Origin of the sequence: Janthinobacterium sp. DSP2-3-3 (assembly GCF_049897325.1) — a bacterium.
In the GTDB taxonomy this organism is placed as follows: Bacteria; Pseudomonadota; Gammaproteobacteria; order Burkholderiales; family Burkholderiaceae_D; genus Janthinobacterium.
This window is the reverse complement of sequence record NZ_JAFCWA010000011.1, coordinates 1-18,398: the sequence shown is the minus strand read 5'-3', so window position 1 is coordinate 18,398 and position 18,398 is coordinate 1. Positions and strand designations below refer to the sequence as shown.

The following is an 18,398-nucleotide window of genomic DNA, read 5'->3' as shown; positions in this document are numbered from 1 at the left end:
GAAAAAAATGCCCGCAGCGTCTGCGGGCATTTTTTATGGAGTACAAGAAATAATTACTTCATCCACAGACGCATCGAATCCCAGGCACGGCCAAAGATGGTGGCCTGGTTGATGGTTTCCAGTGCCACGACAGGCAGTTCCAGCAGAACCTTGTCGTCGACCATCATTTTCAGCTTGCCGACAGGGGCGTTTTCAGCCAGTGGCGCAACCAGCGGGTCCTTGCGTTCCAGCACCGGTTTCATCTTGGCAGCCGTGCCTTTGGGTACGGTGACGAGCACATCGCGGGCGAAGCCGATTTTTACGGTGCCTTTCGAGCCTTTCCACACTTCCGGCGTGGCCACGGCCTGGCCTTTCGAGTACAGCTTGACCGTATCGAAGTTCTGGAAGCCCCAGTTCAGCAGCTTCTGGCTTTCCTGTGTGCGGGCCTGGTCGGACGTGGTGCCCAGCACCACGGAGATCAGGCGGCGCTCGCCGGTGCCGCCTGGACGGCGGGCTGACGCGATCATGCAATAGCCGGCCGCTTCCGTGTGGCCCGTCTTCATGCCGTCGACGGTTGGGTCCAGCCACAGCAGGCGATTGCGGTTAGGCTGGGTGATTTTGTTGTAGGTAAAGCTTTTCACGGAATCGATTTTGTAGAATTCCGGGTAATCGGCGATCACGCGCTTGGCCAGCACGGACAAGTCTTGTGCTGTGGAATAGTTCTCGGGGCTAGGCAAGCCATGCGGATTGGCAAAACGCGTGTTTTTCAAGCCCATGCGTTGTGCTTCGCGGTTCATCAGCACGACGAAGGTGCCTTCATCGCCGGCGACGGCTTCAGCCAGCGCCACGGCGGCGTCGTTACCCGATTGAATCATCAGGCCATGCAGCAAGTCGTCGATCGACACGGGGGTGGCCGGGTCGATGAACATCTTCGAGCTGCTCGAATCGACTTTCCAGGCGCGCACGGAGACATTCACTTTCTGGTCCAGCGCCAGTTTCTTTTCGCGGATAGCGGCAAACGTCAGGTAGGCCGTCATGATCTTGGTCAACGAGGCCGGCTCGATGCGGGCGTCCGGATCTTGCGAAGCAATGATCTGGCCACTCGTGGCGTCAAGCAGCAGCCAGGACTTGGCGGCGATGGTCGGGGCTGGAACGCTCTGGGCGTAGGCGGCGGATAGGAAAAGTACACTGGAGGCCAGTGCCGCTAAAAGTTTTTTCATGGAGGCTGGTCTGCGAAAAAGATGAAGGCTGGGGGCCATGTTGTTGCTACTGACATGGCCGCGTGGAAAAAACGGATCAATTATAGCCGTGGTGACGGTAGTAAGCCCACACTTCAATGATCATCTGCTGCGATGGCGGGTTTGTCACCATGCCACAGCGCAATCACGAGGTGCTTGATGTGATTGAGCTTGCGGTGGAAAAAGTGGTCGGCGCCGGGGATCACGATCACGGGAATGTCTTGTGGACGGGCCCAGTCGAAGACGGCGGACAGGGGAATCGTGTCGTCCAGTTCGCCGTGGATCAAAATGGTATCGGCCGGAATATCGGCCATGGCCCACTTGCCGGCCGCGCTGCCGATCAGCGCCAGGCGCTCGACGGGCGTGCCGGCGGCGGCCAGGCGTTCCTGCAGTTTCGATTGCACGAAGGTACCGAACGAGAAACCGGACAAGGCCACGGGCAAGCCCGGGTACAGGCTGCGCATGTGTTCATACAGCAATTGCATGTCGTCTGTTTCGCCCACGCCATGGTCATGCACGCCTTCGGAAGCGCCCACGCCGCGGAAGTTGATGCGCGCCACTACGTAACCGAGGGCGACAAAGGCGCGCGCCAGGGTTTGCGTGACCTTGTTATCCATCGTGCCGCCATACAGCGGATGCGGATGGGCCACGAGGGTAATGCCGCGCGGGGTGTCTGCCGGGAAATCGAGCAAGCCTTCCATGCTGCCCGCATGGCCGGCGAGGGTAAATTTTTCGGAGTTTCTGTTCATGATGCTCATACTGGTGGCGTAGGCTTAAATTAGGATTAAATATGGGGCTTAGATTTTCAGGCGTTCGACAATCTTGCCGCCCACCAGGTGCGTATCGATGATTTCATCGATGTCGCTGGTGTCGACATAGGTGTACCAGGTCGCTTCCGGGTAAATGACCAGCAACGGGCCTTCTTCGCAGCGGTCCATGCAGCCGGCCTGGTTAATGCGGATCTTGCCCGCGCCATTCATGTCGAGTTCCTTGATGCGGCGCTTGCAATGCTTTTGCGCCGCTTCCGCGCCATGGTCGCCGCAGCTGTTGCGGCCGTCTTCACGTTTATTCATGCAGAAAAAAACGTGGCGTTCAAAATACGGTGCGTCGCTCATACTGTTCTCCTGCTGATTCATCAATACGCCATGATAGCGCTTATGGGTGGTCTTCGCGACGCTGGCGCTGCACGTCATCTTGCCGGTTCAGGCGGTGCGAGGGCAGGCACAAGAACCACAAGGCCATGAATGGCCACAGCAAGGCGAGGAATTGCGCCGCGCCATTGAAGTTGAGAAACTTGCCTTGTACCCAGCCTTGCAAGGTCGACATGAAATACGGGTTGATCGGCGTCGTATTCACCATCACTAGGCTCAGCAGCAAGGTGGCGGCCGCGATGCGGCGCTGCGCCACATGGGGCGCGAACGCCAGGCCGCCCAGCATGATCAGGCCGATCAAGAAACCGCCTTGGGCACCCGGCGTGATCCAGACGAAGGCGTTTTCGGGCGAAAACAGCAGCGCGCTGGCCATCGAACGCACGATCAAGGCGGCGGTGATCAAGATCAGCATCAGCATGGCGCGTGGTGCGGCGCGACGCAGCAGACACAGCAAGGTAAGCACGGCGCCCGTCATGCCACAGGCCGTGATGATGGTTTCAGAAAGCCAATATTGTTCGACCGTCAATATCACGTCGGGGCGCAGATACGTGGCCAGGTCGATCTCCATACCTGTTAGCTGCGACAGCCAGTCCGAGAGGATGGGCAGCAGCTGGCCCAGGCCGAACAGATAGCCTTGCGGATAGATCTGTGCCAGCGGCCACAAGGCCAGCAGCACCAAGCCCTGGCTGGCGTGCTGGGCAAACCAGCGCTGGCGCAAGCGGTACAGATTGCTATGGTCGAGCAGCTTGCGCGCTGTCAAGGCACCGATGATGGAACCGATAAAGCAGCCGGCCGCATTCGTATAAAAATCGAGATTCGACGATACGCGGCTGGGCAAATAGGTTTGCACGGCTTCCATGCTGCCGGAAATCAACATGCCGCACAGGCTGGCGACGATGACGGCAAAGAAACCCGTGATCCTGGGAAACAGCGAATACACGATCAGCGCGCCCAGCGGGATGTAGCCGACGATGTTGATGCCCACGTCAAAGCCCGTCCAGTAGCGGGGCATGCGCGTGTTTTCCAGGAAAGTCAGCGGCGACAAGCCATTGCTGTGCCAGCCCGTAAACGGAAACCAGCTGGCGTAGATGATCAGGAAGACGTAGGCGAGCAGGGTCGCGCGCGACACGGGCGACGAGCGTACGGGCGGCAGTGGCGCTGACGGGCTGGCGGGGGCTGCGGGGGCGGTCATCGTGCTGCGGTCACTCTTTCGGCATGGTCAGCGTGCCCAGCCAGGTCAGCAAGTCGGTGGCGATGGCGTCCGATGCCGCCGCCAGCGCCTGCGCGCCGCCTTGCGCGTCGGCACTGCCGGCCGGGCCACTGCGGCTGAAGGTTTTCTGGTCGATCAGGCGGTGGCCGCGAAACAGCGAGGCGCGCAGCGAGACGTGGCCGCTGCTATGCGTTTGCGTATCGAAGTTTTGCGAAAAATCATCGACGTCGATGCGCAGCAGGGGGATGCCGGCGGCCGCGTCCGTGGTAGACAGCACTTTCACGCCGCTTTGCGCCACGCGGGTTTTCAGGCGCTGGCTCAACAGTTGCAGCGGCGGCGTGTTCCAGCGGTTGTAGGCGTACGGACGCGATTGTTGTGCATCGGCATACAGCAGCCGGTAATACATGCGCTGGCTGTCCAGCCACGAAGGGCCGTTGGCGTCGGCGATCACCAGCACGGGCACGGGCGGCGTGCTCGCCGGCACGGTCGCCATCGGCGCCACCGGGCCGAAATCATAAAAAGTGGGGACGGGGCCGCGGCTGGCGCAGCCGCCCTGCAGGAAAGCGCCGGCCAGGATGAGTGCGGTGAGATTGCGAGGGATGTGCATGCTGTGTTCTCCTTATTTGCCCGGCGCCGAAAAACCGGGCTCGCCCGGACCGGGTGGAATGTCTGGGGCGCCGAACAAGATGCTCTGCGGCTGTTCATTGAGCGTGCTCATGGTGGTTTTCAGGGCACGCATCGAGGAACGCGCTTCGCCGCTCAGCTCGATTACCTGCGGCAAGACTTCCAGCGATACGCCATTGGCCACCGTTTCCACCGAATTGCCGACTCGGTCGACTGTGCCATTGACCTTGTCGAGCACGCCACCGGGCGCCTGGATATCGTTGCCCAGTTTTTTCCACGTTGCTGTCAAGTCCGACACATTTTTGCTGGCCGTGCTGACGGCCGTCAAGGTTTGGCGTGTTTGTTCCGTCAGTTGCGGCAATTGCGTCAGGGTCGGCTCCAGTTGCTGCGGAATGGTGCCAAAGGCCTTGGCTGCCTTGCCCACTTCATTGAAGGCGCCCAGCATGGCGGCCTGGTTGTCGGGGCTGAGCAGATTGTTGACCTTGTTGGTGATCTGCTCGGCCTGGTCGAGGATGCGCTTGCCGCGCTTTTCCAGCTGGTCGAGCAAGCCGGCGCGCAGGGGAATCAGCGAAGGCTTGTCCTTGCTGGTTCCCAATAATTTGGAACCCACGTGCTCGTCGTCGAGCTGGATGTAGGCGATGCCCGTCACGCCTTGGTAGCCCAGGGTGGCAAAGGTGGTGTTGGTAACGGGCGTGTCGGGCGCGACGCTGATGTGCACGAGGATTTGCCCCGCCTTTTGCGTGTCGAAATCGATGGCGTCAACCTTGCCCACTTCCAGGCCCCGGTAGCGCACGGTCGCCTGCGGGTTGAGGCCTGGCACGGACAGGGTGGTGGCGAGCAGATACGGGACTCTTTCCACGCGGTCGCGGTTGAACCAGACGCCGAACAAAATGGCGGCCACCAGCAGGGTGAGTGTAAAAAATCCCGTCATCAGGGCATGTGATCTGTTTTCCATTACTTCTCCGCTTTCTTGTCTGTGCCGGCGTCAGCGCCTGGCTGCGCAGCATTGCCCGCTGCCGCCTGTTTTTCATCGAGGACGGCCAGCGCGCGCTTGCCGCGGTCACCGAGGAAAAATTGCTTGATGAACGGGTGGTCGACTTCAATCACCTCGCGCGTGGGGCCGATGGCGATCACGTGTTTTTCCGCCAGCACGGCGATGCGCGTGGACAGGGCGAACAGGGTGTCGAGGTCATGCGTGACCATCACCACCGTCAAGCCCAGCTCGCGGTGCAGCGACTGGATCAAAGAAACAAAACTTTCCGACAAGTCCGGGTCCAGGCCCGCCGTGGGTTCGTCGAGGAACAGCAGCTTCGGTTCCAGCGCCAGGGCGCGCGCCAGCGCCACGCGTTTGATCATGCCGCCCGACAGGTCCGACGGCATTTTCAGCGCATGTTCCGGGCCCAGTCCCACCATGTTCATTTTTAATAGTACCGCGTCGCGTATCAGCGCTTCGGGCAGCACGCGCAATTCGCGCATCGGCTGGGCCACATTGTCGAACACGGTCAGGGCCGAATACAGGGCGCCTTGCTGGAACAGCATGCCCCAGTGGTTGCGCAATTGCTGCAACTGGTCGGAACTTGCCTGGTTGATATCTTCGCCAAAGACTTTGACGCAGCCGCGCGCCGGATGTTCCAGGCCCAGCATCTGGCGCAGCAGCACCGTCTTGCCCGTGCCGGAGCCACCCACGATGGAAAGGATCTCGCCCCGTTCGATTTCCAGGTTCAAGTCCTGATGTACGACGGTGCGGCCGAATTTGGTCCACAGATTGGTGATTTCCACCACGGGCGCGCTGCCATGCAGGTTGAACCGGCCCTCGTTGCCCTCGCTCACCTTGCAAGCGTTATCGTTGTCCGCCATCAATATCCCACTCCATTGAAGACGATGGCGAACACGGCGTCGGCCAGGATCACCACGGTAATGGCCGTGACGACGGCAGTGGTGGTGCCGTGCCCCAGGCTTTCCGTATTGGCCTTGATGCGCAGGCCGAAGTGGCAGGAGACAAGTGCGATCAGCATGCCGAAAATCACGCCCTTGCCCAGGCCGATCATGTAGTTGGCCAGCGGCACGGCGTCCGGCAGCTTCTGGATGAAGTAGCGCGCCGACAGATTCAGTTCCACCTTGGCCGCCACCATGCCGCCGATCAGCGCGGCCGTATCCGTCCAGATGACGAGCAGGGGCATGGAAATGGCCAGGGCCAGCACTTTTGGCATGATCAGGCGAAAACCGTGCGAAATACCCATCACCAGCATGGCGTCGAGCTCTTCCGTGACGCGCATGACGCCCAGCTGCGCCGTGATGGACGAGCCTGAGCGGCCGGCCACGAGGATGGCGGCTAACAAAGGCCCCAGTTCGCGGATGACGCTCATGCCCAGCAGGTTGACCAGATAAATGTCGCCGCCAAAGGCGCGCAGCTGCTGCGCCGACAGATAGGACAGCACCACGCCGATCAAAAAGCCGACGAGGGCCGTGATGCCCAGCGCCTGGAAGCCCGCATGGAAGATATTGGCGGAAATTTCACGCCACGGCCCGCGCATGGGATGGCGCGCGAAGCGGCCGACATCCTGCGTCACCTGGCCCACGAGGCCAATAAACCCCTTCAAGTGTTCGAAGAACAGCAAGATGGTCATGCCCAGTTTCATCACGGGCGTGAGGCGGTTGGCGCGCGAGGGTGGCGTTTCCAGCGGACCCGTCTCTTCGATGCGCCGGAAAAACTCTTCCTGCGATGGCGCCAGGGTCAGCTGCGCGGGACGCTGCTTACCCCAGGCATTCCAGAACAGCTGGGCGCCGATATGGTCCATGCTGTCGATCTGTGACAGGTCCCAGCTGGCATTCGCGTCGCCCTGCAAGGGCTTGAGCTGGGTGTCGATGGCCTTGATCGCATTGTCATGCGCGAGGGCGTGCACCTGCCAGGTGCCGCTGGCAGTGACAAGGGCTCCCTGTTGGGAGCTGGTCTGGGAGAGGGTCAGTTTCGGCGATTGTACAGTCGGCATCGCGCCAGTTTAAGGGAGAATGGCGCAGACCGCCACCGCTGTTCAATCGCCGGCCTGTCAGGACGCCAGGTGGCGCGCTTGCCGCTGCGGCAGGGCGACGTCCGGGCGCACCTTGGCGCTGCTAGTGCTCACTTCGCTTGGCTTGGCGTGCGCGGCCGTCTGTGCGCCGCCCGCGTAGTCGCTGGCCAGCAGGGCATTGGCCTCGGCCGCGCTCATGCCGCGCGTCTGAAGCCATTGCGCCACCAGCTTGGCCAGGCGCTCCATGGCAATGCGGTGGGTGGCGTCCGTGTGGGCGTACAGCCAGTTCGAAAAATCCATGAAGTTTTCAAACGGCGCATCACCGAGCATCCATTGCACCGTATTGGCAAAGCGGCCCGAGTTGGCCACCAGGTCCCAGTAGCGGGCGAAGCGCACCAGGCGCTGCATGCTCATGAAATCGAGCTGCTTGTTCGCCAGGATGGTGTAGGGCGGGTGCGGGTCGAACACCATGCCATAGTGCTCCGTATGGCGGATGATGGGCGTGCCGCGCAGCCGCTTCAAGATGCCGAACTGGATTTCATGCGGTTTCAATGCCACCAGCTTGTTGAAACCGGCCGCAAAGCTGGCTTCATCTTCGCCCGGCAAGCCGGCGATCAAGTCCACGTGCAAGTGGGCGTTCGATTCCTCGCACAGCCAGCGGATATTATCGGCCGCCTTTTGATTGTCCTGCTTGCGGCTCACCAGCGATTGCACGTCCGGATTGAAACTCTGGATGCCGATCTCGAACTGCAGCGCGCCGGGCGGGAACTTGCTGATGCCTTCCTTCAAGGCATCGGGCAGGTGGTCGGGCACCAGCTCGAAGTGGGCGTAGATGGGATCGTCCGGATTCGCGTCGATCTTGTCCAGAAAGAACTGCATGATCTTCAGGCTGGTCTTGATGTTCAGGTTGAAGGTGCGGTCGACGAACTTGAACAGGCGGGCACCGCGCGCATGCAGGGATTCCATCTCGGCCAGGAAGTTCTCCAGGGCGAAGGGCCAAGCCGTCTTGTCCAGTGCCGACAGGCAGAATTCACATTTGAACGGACAGCCGCGCGACGCTTCCACGTAAATCGTGCGGTGGCGGATATCGTCGTCTGTATACAAGGAGTAGGGCAGCTGCAGTTCCGCCAACGGCGCTTGCACACCCGCGTGGATCTTCATCAGCGGTTTCGGGCCGTTGAGAATCTCGCCGCACAGCTTGGGGAAGGTGACGTCGCCCCAGCCCGTGATCAGGTAATCGGCCAGCTTGACGATCTCTTGCTCGCCTGCTTCATGCGACACTTCCGGCCCGCCCAGCACGATGATGACTTCGGGCGCCACGCGCTTGAGCATGGCCACCAGTTTCGTGGTTTCTTCGACGTTCCATATATACACGCCAAAACCGATGATGCGCGGCTTGTTCACCAGGATGCGCTCGACCAGTTCCGTGGTTTTCGTGCCGATGACGAATTCCTGCAGCCGCGTCTGCGCCTGCAACGGCCCCATATTGGCCAGCAAATAGCGCAATCCCAGCGAGGCGTGGGTGTAGCGGGCGTTCAGGGTGGAGAGCAGGATGGTCATGGGAGGCGATTGAAACGGCGAAACCGCTATTTTACGCTGTCGCGTCAGCTGTGCGCTGCGGCCACAAATGCCATGTTACCATTTGTCAATAATTACCAACTTGGCAATGCTTCGACAGGGCAACAGGGGATACACGGTGCTGGTGAAAAAAGTACAAGATAAAAAAGTGCTTAATAAAAAAGTGCCTAATAAAAAAGTGCTTAATAAAAAAGTCCTGTTCGGCTCGCTTGCCGGCGTGGCGCTGGTGGCCGCCGCGCTGGTCGGCTACCGGGTCTTAGGCTGGGGCGTGATGGGGCCGGTCAACGGCCTGAAGCTGGATTTATCCAGGCCCGACGCGCTGGTCCGCACGAAAAGCCTGTCTACCTTGCCGCGCGACTTGTTGACGGTGCCGCTGGCGCGCGACGTGCTGCGCGAGGATTTCCTGTTCTATTACGAGCAAAGCGAAGACCGGCTGGGGCTCAAAGGCAGTCTGCGCCGCATCGCCTACGAACATGCGCTGGGATGGGGCGACCAGTTGCTGCGCATGGTGCTGGACCAGCCGGCGGAAGTGGCCTTGTGGCGCGACGCCGACGGCTCGCTCAAGCATTTCGCCATCGCCGTGTCACGCAACCAGTTGACACGCCTGCTCGAAGAAGCGGGCAAGATCGCCTTGAAGGATACGCAAATGCGCGTGGCCGGCAGCTTGCGCGTCGATGGCGGTCAGGTGCCCGTGTATGCACTGAACTATGCCTATCAGCGCACCTTGCTGTTTGCCGCGCATGGCCAGCGCCTGGTCATCCTGTCCCATCCCGGCATGCTGTATGGCGGCACCGATGGCAAGCATGGCGATGGCACGGCCGAGAAAACCGTGGCCAGCCTGCTGGCGCCGGAACCGGCCAAACAGAATGTCTTTCATGCGCAATTCCATCTCGATAATGCCGCGCCAGAGGGCCACAGCATCGCCGTCAAGGCGGACTTCCTGTCGTTCGGCTACCAGCCTTTCTTTGGCGCGCTCGAAGCGCTGCGCTTCGATTTTCAACAGGGCGCCTGGCAGTCCAAGGTGCTGCTCAATGCCGACAAGCTGAAAAACGGCGGTTACGACAGCAGCGCCTTGTGGCCGCTGCTTCCCCATAGTCCCAGTGCCTGCTTCAGCGTACCGGTGGACTGGGCCGCGCTGCAGCCCGTGCTCAAGCGCTTAGGCGACAAGACATCCGAGCCGGTGGTGCCGCTGGCCGAGCACTTGCAAGGGCCTGCCGCCGCCTGCTGGTACGGCACTTCACGGCTGCATACGCCCGTATTCGTGGCCACTCGCCGTCCTGATGCTGGCAACGACGCCCTGTATGGAAGCCTGTTCGAGGCGGCCATCGGCGGCAAGGACCCCGTGCGCAAGACTACCGGCAAGGATGGCAAAGGTGCGTTCGTGCGCTGGGAGCGCAGCGTCGCCACTGCCCTGGGCCAGTCCACGCCGGCGCTGGCCGTGGCCGGCAATACTGTTGTCTTTTCCGCCGACGGCAAGCTGGTGGACCAGGTGCTGGCCGTGCGCCGCAAGCAGGCGCCGGCGGCCAGCGACTTGCTGCCCGATGGCGCGCGCACCATCGGCCTGATCGCGCCGGCATCGCTGGCCGGGCTGATCCAGCTGGAAGCCTTCGATACCCTGCCGGCGAATAAGGAACCGGTCTTGCGCGCAGCCGCCAATGAACACCTGGTGCCGCGCCTGAACGCCTTGAAAAAATATCCGCCGCTACGCATGGTGCTCAAGCGGCAGCCAGGCAGCGGCACAGGCCTGGTGTGGGAAACACTGGAATGGCAGGAGACTGCGCGATGACGGTGTGGCATGCGCGCCGTGCCGTTTTGCGCTGGATGGCTGGCGGGGCTGCCGCTGTTACCAACCCCTATGCCTGGGCCCTGCGCGCGGCGGCCGAACCGCAAGTGCGGTTGTCGCAAGCCCAGAGCCGTGCCTTCCAGGCCTGGATGCTGCGCATCGTCAACGCGCAAATCGAACGGGGCCCGTCGCCGCGCTGGACGCACCGCGATTGCGCCGGCCTGGTGCGCTTTGCCGTTAACGAAGCGCTCACCGTGCATGACGCGAAGTGGCTGCATGCGAACGGCATCGCCAGCGACCGGCGTCTGCCGCCCGAGCTGGACCTGGATGCCAGCCAGGCCGCCTTGCGCAATCGCTGGCTGCAAACGGGCGGCAAGGTTGGCCACTTCGTCACGGCGCTGGCGCTGGTGCAGCACAACAGCCGTTTCATCGCCCGCGAGATCAGCCAGGCGTTGCCCGGCGACCTGCTGTTTTTCGACCAGGGCGACGAACAGCACCTGATGGTCTGGATGGGTGCGCGCATCGCCTATCACACCGGCACCGTCACCCCCGACGACAATGGTCTGCGGACCGTCGATATCAAAGAACTTACGAGCTGGAAGGACACGCGGTGGCAAGCTGTGGTCAACAATCCGAATTTCGCCGGTGTGTTCCGGCTGGCGTTTTTATCATGAAGCTATTCTTTGTCAGCTTGTTGGCGTTGGTGCTCATTGGCGGCGCTTCGGCGCAGGAACGTGAACCGAGCAACTACACGACCTTCAAGGGCGAGCCCTTCTTCCTGCTGTCGGACGCCAGCTATGGCAGTCTTGATGAAGCACGCGTGCGCCTGGAAGTGCCCGGCCGCGACATGGGACGCATGAACCTGGAAGCGTATTCGGGCGCCGACATCGTCATCTACCGCGTGCCCGAGCCGATGGAATTCCTGAAGAAGCAGCGCAATCTGCATCGCATCCAGGTCGAAGGCAATTACCAGGGCGAAGGCCTGGCCAACACCTTGAGCTTTCTGTGGGATAGCTGGTGGAAGCAGTCGCGCCTGGCCTGGCGCAAGCTGTTTTCCGGCGAGGCGCGCCGCGCGGTAACGAAGGAACAGCCGCAGTTGGCCACGAATGACGCGATCCGCCGGCCGACCGTATTCGCCAACCATCCGCAGTACAAGCCGATCAAGGGCATGGAGTTGGTCGACAGCTTCCGCTATCCGATCTGGCAAGCCAAGGCCATCGCACCGCCGAAGGGCGTCAAGCTCGATGGGTCGAGCAGCGATTTCATCGTCGCCGGCGCCGGCAATGTGATGATCCCGCTGGGCAAGCGCAAGCCGGGCTTGTACTTGGTCGAAGCGATCATCGGCGAGCACCGCGCCACCACCCTGGTGTTCGTGTCGGACACGGTGGCCGTCACCAAGGTGTCGTCCGGCCAGATGCTGGTCTGGACGGCGCGGCGCGACAACAGCGCCGCCGTGGCCGGCGCCAGCGTGGCGTGGACCGACGGCACCGGCGTGCTGCAGTCGGCGGTCACTGGCTTTGATGGCGTCGCGTCGCTCGAACGCGGCAGCCCGGAACACACATATGTGCTGGGCCAGGACCGCGCCGGCGGCGTGTTCGTGTCCGAGAATTTTTACTATGACAGCGAGATCTATAACACCAAGATTTATGCGGTGACCGACCGACCACTGTACCGGCCCGGCGATGAGGTCAACGTCAAGTTACTGGGCCGTGAATTTACGTCGGCGCGCGCATCGCAGGCGGCGGCTGCCGCGCCGATCAGCCTCACCGTGCTCAATCCGAACGGCACGCCGCTGCTGACGCAATCGCTGCAGCTGTCCGGTGACACGGGCGCTGACACGCGCTTCCGTCTGCCCACGGAAGCCACCGCCGGCGGTTATGAATTGCGCTTCAATTACAAGGATGGCGTGTATGGCGCGGCCTTCCGCGTGGCCGAATACGTCAAGCCGCACTTTGAAATCAACGTCCAGCCATCGAAGCCGGAATTCAAGACGGGCGAGGTGGTCAAGGGCAGCATCGCGCTGCGCTACCCCGATGGCAAACCCGTGAAAAATGCGAAGATGACCCTGTCGCTGCGCAGCCAGCAAAACACCATGGTCGAAGGGGAGCTGCGTTACAGCGGCCTGTTCCCGGTGTCCCTGAAAACCGAGGAAGTGACGAGCGACGGCAGCGGCAATGTGGACTTCAGTTTGCCGCCCGCCGCCGATCCCTCGCGCTACATCTTGACCGTGCTGGCGACCGATGGCGCGGCTTACCGCGTCAAGGCGACGCGCGAGCTGATGATAGAACGCTCGAGCAGCAGCTACCAGTTGAAGGCCACGCGCCAGTTTTCCGATCCGGGCCAGGCCGTGCATTTCGACTTGCTGGCCGATGGCCAGGGCGCGGCGAAGCCCGTGCGCTGGGAAATGGTGCAACTGGAAAAACAGAGCAAGACCGAGGGCGCGTTCGATCCAAGCGCCAAGGGCTGGGACGTGACATTCCCGGCCTCCGGCTCGTATCAGCTGGTGTTGCGCGACGAACGCGGCAACCTGCTGGCCGCCGCCAGCCACTGGGTCGCCGGCGATGGCGTGCAGACGACGCCGGGCAGTATCGAGATCGTGCTCGATCGCGCCCGCTATCGTCCGGGTGACATCGCCGAGGCCTTGATCACCTTTTCCGACAAGGTCGACCAGGCGCTGTTGACGCTCGAGCGCGACAAGGTGGAACACTATGGCCTGATGGCCGGCGCCGCTGATTGGTACCAGGCTACGCGCGTGGCGCCGCGGCAGTGGCGCGTGCGCATTCCCGTCAAGGAGGAGCACGGCCCGAACATGACGTTCTCGGTGGCGTACACGCGCAATGGCGACTTCGTGTTCGAGAACGCCGGCCTGCAAGTGATCGAGCCACGCATCGCGCTGCAGTTCAAGAGCGACAAGGAGGTCTACCAGCCCGGCGAGAAGGTGACCCTGGACGTCAAGGCCACTCTCGATGGCAAGCCCCTGAGCACCCTGGTGGCGCTGGGCGTGGTCGATGAAATGATCTATGTGCTGCAACCGGAAATCGCGCCGGACATCGGCGACTTCTTCTACCATCCGCGTCGCAACAACGTGCGCACCACGGCCAGCCTGTCCTTCATCAGCTACGACATGGCGCAGGGGCGCACTGCCGGTGCGCCCGCGCGCCACAACTACAACGAGCGCGGCGTCAAGGTGCTTGAGCGTCCGCGCCGCGACAATATCGGTACCGCGTACTGGGCGCCATCGCTGAAGACCGACGCGAATGGCAATGTGCGCGTGAGCTTCACCATGCCGGACGCGCTGACCCGCTGGAGGATCACCGGCCGCGCGATGGATAGCCACGGTCGCGTGGGCCAGCGCACCGCCTATCTGCGTTCGGACAAGAACTTCTATGCCAAGTGGACCGCGCCGGACTGGATGCGCGCCGGCGACGCGCCGCGCGCCTCGGTGGCCGTGTTCAACCAGACTGGCAAGGAGCAAGCGCTCGACGTTATCCTCTCCGGCGGGGCGCAGCCGAAGACGGAACAGGTGTCCGCCAAGCCGGGCGTGAACTATGTCGAATTCCCGCTTGCGCCAGGGGCCGGACCGCTGCGCCTGGAAGTAAAACAGAACGGAAAACTGGTCGACGCGTTCGACACGGCCATGCAAACCTTGCCCGCCGCCTGGAGCAGTCCGCGCTCGCTGGTGCTGCCGCTGGGGGAAAGCACCGGTGATCTCGCGTTCAAGCTGCCGGCGGACGCGCGCAATATTCGTGTCTCGTTCGCACAGGGTGCCGCCAACCACTTCGCGCGCATTGCCGACGACTTGATCGACTATCCGTATGGCTGCGTGGAGCAGACGGCGAGCCGCTTGATTCCGCTCGCGCTGTCCACGCAAAGCCTGGGGCCGGACGCCGGCGCGGCAAGCGAACGCCTGCAAACGCTGCTCACTGCACAGCGCCTGCGCCTGGTCTCCATGGCCGGTCCGAACGCCGTCTTCGGCTGGTGGGGCAATGCCACGGCCGGCAATGCGTTGATGACGGCCTACGCCTATTATGCCGACTGGTACGCGGCGCGCGCGCTGCACATCGAGCTGCCGCCCGAGCACTGGAACAAGCTGCTGGCCGTCTACAGCGAACATGGCTTGAAAGATGCGATGGGCGACCGCGCGCTGGTGCTGTGGATGGCGCGCGAGATGGGCCTGCCCACGCAGACGCTGGCGGCCGGCCTGGTGGACGACAGTGCCATCGCCATCCTTGGCGGCAAGCCGCGCCAGGCGGGCGATAGCGGCAGCCTGCTGCTGGGCGGCGCCTCTGACCGCGAAGCGCAAGCGATGGCGTTGGGCCTGGTGGCGCTGGTCGCCAGCCAGAATGGCATCGCCTTGCCGCATGGGCTGCAGTTGCAAGTGGCCAGCGCCTGGCAAGTCTTGCGCGAGTCCAAAGCGCCGGTGGCGCAGGCCTTGCTGATGCTGGCCGGCGAAGTGCCGTCATCGCAGGCCGATGCGGTACTGGCCAGCGTGCGCGCCGAGATGCCGACCCTGGACCGCGCGATGACCTTGCTGTGGGTGCAAAAGAAGCTGGGCGGCGTATCGTTCGGCAAGGGACCGGCCGTGGCGCTGGACGGCGCCTGGCAAAAACGCGACAGCCGCAGCGGTCAGCCGTTCTGGCGCTGGACGGACGCCAGGAGTATTCCCGATAAATTGCGTCTCGCCACATCGGCTCCGGTACCGGCCGGCACGGTGGCCGTGCTGCAGTACGACAGCCACGCCGCCGAAGCGCAAACCTTGCCGGTTGCCGTCGAGCGTCGCATCCTGCGCATGAAGCAAGGGAAGGGCGGCTACACGACGGAACTGGTCGATCCGGGCGAGGCGCTCAGTACGGACGCGCTGTACCTCGATGAAATCACCTTGAAGGCAGCGCCGGGCGCGAAGCACCGCTTTGGCTTGCTGGAAGTGGCGTTGCCGCCAGGCGCGATGGTCGAATCGACCACCTGGGGCATGGTCATGGCAGGCGACAAGCCGGCCGCGCTGGAACGCGCGCGCCACACCGAGCGCCGCGACGGCTATGCCGTGCCGATCGAGCCTTTGGCCGGCGACGTGACCGTGCGTCATTTGATTCGCTTCGCGCAGAAGGGCAGTTATGTGCTGCCGCCCGCGCGCTTCTACCGCATGTACCAGCCGGAGCAGAAAGCCTTCGAAGGCGGCGGCAAGACCACACGCACGCTGAAGGTCGAGTGATGCGCGTGGCACTTCCTGCATTGATGGCGACCCTGCTGCTGGCCGCGCCCGCTTGGTCTGCATCGCTGGATGTGGCCTGGCGGCGCGATGGCAAGACGGAAGTGCGCCAGCTACGCAAGGGCGGCGCGGCGCCTCTGCCCTTCGACGGCACGCGGAAAGTGCCGCTAGCCAGCCTGTGGAAGCTTTTCGTGTATGTGTATGCGACCGATAACAAGGTAGCGATGCCGGATTACCGCTGCGGCGGCCGCGATCCGGAAGAAGTGTATTGCTGCGATACGGGCCAGAGCATTGGCCACGACGCAGCACTGGCGCAGTCCTGCGGCCTGTTTTTCTCGCCCAAGCGCTTGATGATCGCGCCGGCTTCGTGGCGCCAGTACTGGACTGGTCGCTCGGGTAGCGCGCCGGCAGGCGACTTTGCCTGGCTGTTTGACTCCGCTCAGCTGGCCCCGGCGCGCATGGTGCGCCTGGACAGCCTGCTGCGCGCGCTGGACAGCATCCCGGCCGCCAGCCGCCTGGACGCCGAAGCGGCCCTGTTGCGCGTGGTGCTAGATGGACGCGGTGGGCGCGGGGCCGGGACGGCGCGCTGGTTTGGCAGCCAGTTGCGCGTAAAGACGTATTCTTGGCACGAGCAGCGCCGGGCAGACGAACGTATCGGCGGCGCGGCCGGTTGGCTGGCCGATGGTACGCCGATCTGGTTTGGCGGAGCGGGCGGCAGCAGCAATGTCTTTGAGCAGTGGGCGCCCAAGTTGGCCGCCAGTCTGCCGAAAGTGGGCGCGGCCGACGATGGCGGCTGCGTGGTGGTCGATTACTTCAAGCGTTATCCGATTCGCGCCGTGCGCGGCGAGCGTGGCGTGGCCGTACCCGGGCCGCTCAATGGCCGCTACCATGTGCAATTCGAAAATGGCCAGAACCTGGCCTTGCGCAGTACCGGCGAGCTGATGCTGGTACAAGAGAAGGGCGGCCGTCCGCAATTGCGCGGCCGCTTCGGCGTCAATGAATATGTGGCGCGGGTGCTTGACCGTGAAGCGAATGCTGGCGAGCCGGAAGCGGCCAAGGCGCTGGCGATTGCTGCGCGCACGTATTTACAGCAGAACGCGGTGAGCGTGGCGGGCTGCCAGCAGATCGCTGACAGCAGCGCGACCCAGCGCGTCAGTCCCAGCCCCGCCACGCCGGCGGCGCTGGCGATTGCGCGCTGGACCGATCAACTGATCGTCGATGGCGTCACCGTGCGCTATCACAGCAATCAGCCGTCCGAGGGGACCATGGCGTGGAGCGAGGCGGTGCGGCAGGCTAAACAGGGCAAGTACTATGATGAATTGCTGGCGGCGGCTTATCCCGGCGGCGCGCTGAGCACCTTTGGCAACACCGGCGCGCGTTGCCGTCGCCTGGCGCAGAACGAGGATTGGCTGGCGCGGTCCGTGCAGCGCTGGCAGCGCGTGCTGCTGCGCGAGGCCGGCTACGAGGCGTCGCCACAAGCGCCTCTGGTCTGTGCGCTGTCCAGCGGCGCGCCGTATTCGGAACAGTCGCGCAACCGCATCTTCATGCGCCCGCTGGCCACGCGCGAAGACCGCATCACCTTGGCCCATGAATATTTACACCTTGGTCTGCGCCGCCATCCGCGCGGCCAGGACGAAGAATATGTCGAGCGGCTGGCCCGCCGGCTCGTCGACCTTAACCTGGAGGCCCTGTGAGTTCCCCTATCCGCTGCTGGATTTTGCTAATGTTATTGCCACTCTGGGCGCAGGCTCAGGTCACCATCGATGCACCGAAGGGCGGCTGGCGCAATTCGGCCGACGCGCGCGAAGACTATACGCAAGCGGTCAATTACCCCGCCGCGTCGGTCAACCTGCAGCCGGGCCAGGCCGAAACGGCGCAGATACGGGGACGTATCGGGCGCGCCGTCAAGGGCAAGCCCGCCACGCTGGTAGTCAATGGCGTGGCGATGCCGATGGAGGTGGCCGAGGATGGCAGTTACGGCCGCCCCTATGGATTCGGCAGCGGCTCGAACAGCGTGGAAGTGCGTTCGCCGGATGGCAGGAGCCGCGCGCGGACCCAGTTTGTCGACAGCTACCAGGGCAAGACGCAGGCGCGTTTGCGTATCGTGCTGTCGTGGGACAGCGCCAGCACCGATCTTGATCTGCATGTGCTCACGCCGGACGGTGGTCACGCCTGGTACGGCAATCGCGTCTTGAAAGATGGCGGCGCGCTGGATGTGGACGTGACCACCGGCTACGGCCCGGAAATCTTTTCCAGCGCGGCGCCCTTAAAGGGTAACTATCACGCCTATGTCAATTACTACGGCAGCGGCGAGAACACCGCCATGCTGACCGTCGCCCGCATATCGATCATCACCAACGAAGGCACGCCGCGTGAAAAACTGCAGAGCTTCCAGGTACCGATGCGGGCCGCTGGCGAGCTGACCTTGGTGAAATCGTTCGTCTTGCCATAAATGACCGCAAATGGCCCTTGCGGAGCCGCCGCAGCTTGGCTATAATTCGACCCCTCGCTGAACGACGCATGCAAATGCCGAGTAAAGCAGGGTGAAAAAGAAGGTTGACGAAATGCTGCAAACGCTTCATACTCTTCCTTCTTCGCAGCTGACAAACACAACGCTTTGT

At 62.9% G+C, this 18,398-nt stretch carries 14 protein-coding genes; 5 read left to right on the top strand and 9 right to left on the bottom strand.

Annotated features, from left to right (window positions below):
• Positions 1–53 precede the first annotated feature (53 nt).
• The 9 genes from ACP7DE_RS20705 to ACP7DE_RS20665 form a co-directional block, all read right to left on the bottom strand.
• Positions 54–1,199: a D-alanyl-D-alanine carboxypeptidase family protein gene (locus ACP7DE_RS20705; RefSeq protein ID WP_426073853.1), complete on the bottom strand. Its 1,146-nt coding sequence runs from the start codon at positions 1,197–1,199 to the stop codon at positions 54–56.
• Positions 1,200–1,312: 113 nt separating this feature from the next.
• Positions 1,313–1,966 (bottom strand): alpha/beta hydrolase, encoded by a 654-nt coding sequence (locus ACP7DE_RS20700; protein WP_426073852.1) that lies wholly within the window; start codon positions 1,964–1,966, stop codon positions 1,313–1,315.
• Positions 1,967–2,014: 48 nt separating this feature from the next.
• Positions 2,015–2,332, bottom strand: coding sequence for a (2Fe-2S) ferredoxin domain-containing protein (locus tag ACP7DE_RS20695; RefSeq protein ID WP_034781335.1), 318 nt, complete (start codon positions 2,330–2,332; stop codon positions 2,015–2,017).
• Positions 2,333–2,372: 40 nt separating this feature from the next.
• Entirely contained in the window at positions 2,373–3,560 is a 1,188-nt protein-coding gene (locus tag ACP7DE_RS20690) for a VanZ family protein (RefSeq protein ID WP_426073851.1), read from the bottom strand.
• A gap of 10 nt (positions 3,561–3,570) precedes the next feature.
• The gene (locus ACP7DE_RS20685) at positions 3,571–4,185 is read right to left on the bottom strand and encodes an ABC-type transport auxiliary lipoprotein family protein (RefSeq protein WP_426073850.1); all 615 of its coding nucleotides are present in this window, start codon (positions 4,183–4,185) and stop codon (positions 3,571–3,573) included.
• A 12-nt stretch (positions 4,186–4,197) separates the two neighbouring features.
• Entirely contained in the window at positions 4,198–5,157 is a 960-nt protein-coding gene (locus tag ACP7DE_RS20680; protein ID WP_426073849.1) for an MlaD family protein, read from the bottom strand.
• Positions 5,157–6,059 carry an ABC transporter ATP-binding protein gene (locus ACP7DE_RS20675; protein ID WP_426073848.1) on the bottom strand — a complete coding sequence of 301 codons (903 nt, stop codon included), beginning with the start codon at positions 6,057–6,059 and terminating at the stop codon, positions 5,157–5,159. Before ACP7DE_RS20675 ends, ACP7DE_RS20680 begins: the two co-directional genes overlap by 1 nt.
• Complete coding sequence (locus ACP7DE_RS20670; RefSeq protein ID WP_426073847.1) at positions 6,059–7,192, bottom strand: MlaE family ABC transporter permease; 1,134 nt, start codon at positions 7,190–7,192, stop codon at positions 6,059–6,061. Before ACP7DE_RS20670 ends, ACP7DE_RS20675 begins: the two co-directional genes overlap by 1 nt.
• Before the next feature lie 57 nt (positions 7,193–7,249).
• Positions 7,250–8,770, bottom strand: coding sequence for a DUF4080 domain-containing protein (locus ACP7DE_RS20665; RefSeq protein ID WP_426073846.1), 1,521 nt, complete (start codon positions 8,768–8,770; stop codon positions 7,250–7,252).
• A gap of 181 nt (positions 8,771–8,951) precedes the next feature.
• Here ACP7DE_RS20665 and ACP7DE_RS20660 point away from each other — a divergent pair, with 181 nt between their 5' ends.
• Genes ACP7DE_RS20660 through ACP7DE_RS20640 form a run of 5 tightly spaced genes read left to right on the top strand, consistent with a single transcriptional unit; the run spans position 8,952 to position 18,229 of the window.
• Complete coding sequence (locus ACP7DE_RS20660) at positions 8,952–10,574, top strand: DUF2138 family protein (RefSeq protein WP_426073845.1); 1,623 nt, start codon at positions 8,952–8,954, stop codon at positions 10,572–10,574.
• Entirely contained in the window at positions 10,571–11,245 is a 675-nt protein-coding gene (locus ACP7DE_RS20655) for a DUF1175 family protein (protein WP_426073844.1), read from the top strand. Before ACP7DE_RS20660 ends, ACP7DE_RS20655 begins: the two co-directional genes overlap by 4 nt.
• Complete coding sequence (locus tag ACP7DE_RS20650) at positions 11,242–15,780, top strand: alpha-2-macroglobulin family protein (RefSeq protein ID WP_426073843.1); 4,539 nt, start codon at positions 11,242–11,244, stop codon at positions 15,778–15,780. The genes ACP7DE_RS20655 and ACP7DE_RS20650 overlap by 4 nt, the downstream gene beginning before the upstream one ends.
• Before the next feature lie 5 nt (positions 15,781–15,785).
• Positions 15,786–17,471 (top strand): DUF2300 domain-containing protein, encoded by a 1,686-nt coding sequence (locus ACP7DE_RS20645; RefSeq protein ID WP_426073842.1) that lies wholly within the window; start codon positions 15,786–15,788, stop codon positions 17,469–17,471.
• Between the two features lie 29 nt (positions 17,472–17,500).
• Positions 17,501–18,229 (top strand): YfaP family protein, encoded by a 729-nt coding sequence (locus tag ACP7DE_RS20640; RefSeq protein WP_426073841.1) that lies wholly within the window; start codon positions 17,501–17,503, stop codon positions 18,227–18,229.
• Positions 18,230–18,398 lie beyond the last annotated feature (169 nt).

What these genes read in the sequence shown, in the direction of transcription:
- ACP7DE_RS20705 (WP_426073853.1), bottom strand. Translation starts at nt 1,199, where the DNA reads ATGAAAAAACTTTTAGCGGCACTGGCCTCCAGTGTACTTTTCCTATCC.
- ACP7DE_RS20700 (WP_426073852.1), bottom strand. Translation starts at nt 1,966, where the DNA reads ATGAACAGAAACTCCGAAAAATTTACCCTCGCCGGCCATGCGGGCAGC.
- ACP7DE_RS20695 (WP_034781335.1), bottom strand. Translation starts at nt 2,332, where the DNA reads ATGAGCGACGCACCGTATTTTGAACGCCACGTTTTTTTCTGCATGAAT.
- ACP7DE_RS20690 (WP_426073851.1), bottom strand. Translation starts at nt 3,560, where the DNA reads ATGACCGCCCCCGCAGCCCCCGCCAGCCCGTCAGCGCCACTGCCGCCC.
- ACP7DE_RS20685 (WP_426073850.1), bottom strand. Translation starts at nt 4,185, where the DNA reads ATGCACATCCCTCGCAATCTCACCGCACTCATCCTGGCCGGCGCTTTC.
- ACP7DE_RS20680 (WP_426073849.1), bottom strand. Translation starts at nt 5,157, where the DNA reads ATGGAAAACAGATCACATGCCCTGATGACGGGATTTTTTACACTCACC.
- ACP7DE_RS20675 (WP_426073848.1), bottom strand. Translation starts at nt 6,059, where the DNA reads ATGGCGGACAACGATAACGCTTGCAAGGTGAGCGAGGGCAACGAGGGC.
- ACP7DE_RS20670 (WP_426073847.1), bottom strand. Translation starts at nt 7,192, where the DNA reads ATGCCGACTGTACAATCGCCGAAACTGACCCTCTCCCAGACCAGCTCC.
- ACP7DE_RS20665 (WP_426073846.1), bottom strand. Translation starts at nt 8,770, where the DNA reads ATGACCATCCTGCTCTCCACCCTGAACGCCCGCTACACCCACGCCTCG.
- ACP7DE_RS20655 (WP_426073844.1), top strand. Translation starts at nt 10,571, where the DNA reads ATGACGGTGTGGCATGCGCGCCGTGCCGTTTTGCGCTGGATGGCTGGC.
- ACP7DE_RS20650 (WP_426073843.1), top strand. Translation starts at nt 11,242, where the DNA reads ATGAAGCTATTCTTTGTCAGCTTGTTGGCGTTGGTGCTCATTGGCGGC.
- ACP7DE_RS20640 (WP_426073841.1), top strand. Translation starts at nt 17,501, where the DNA reads ATGTTATTGCCACTCTGGGCGCAGGCTCAGGTCACCATCGATGCACCG.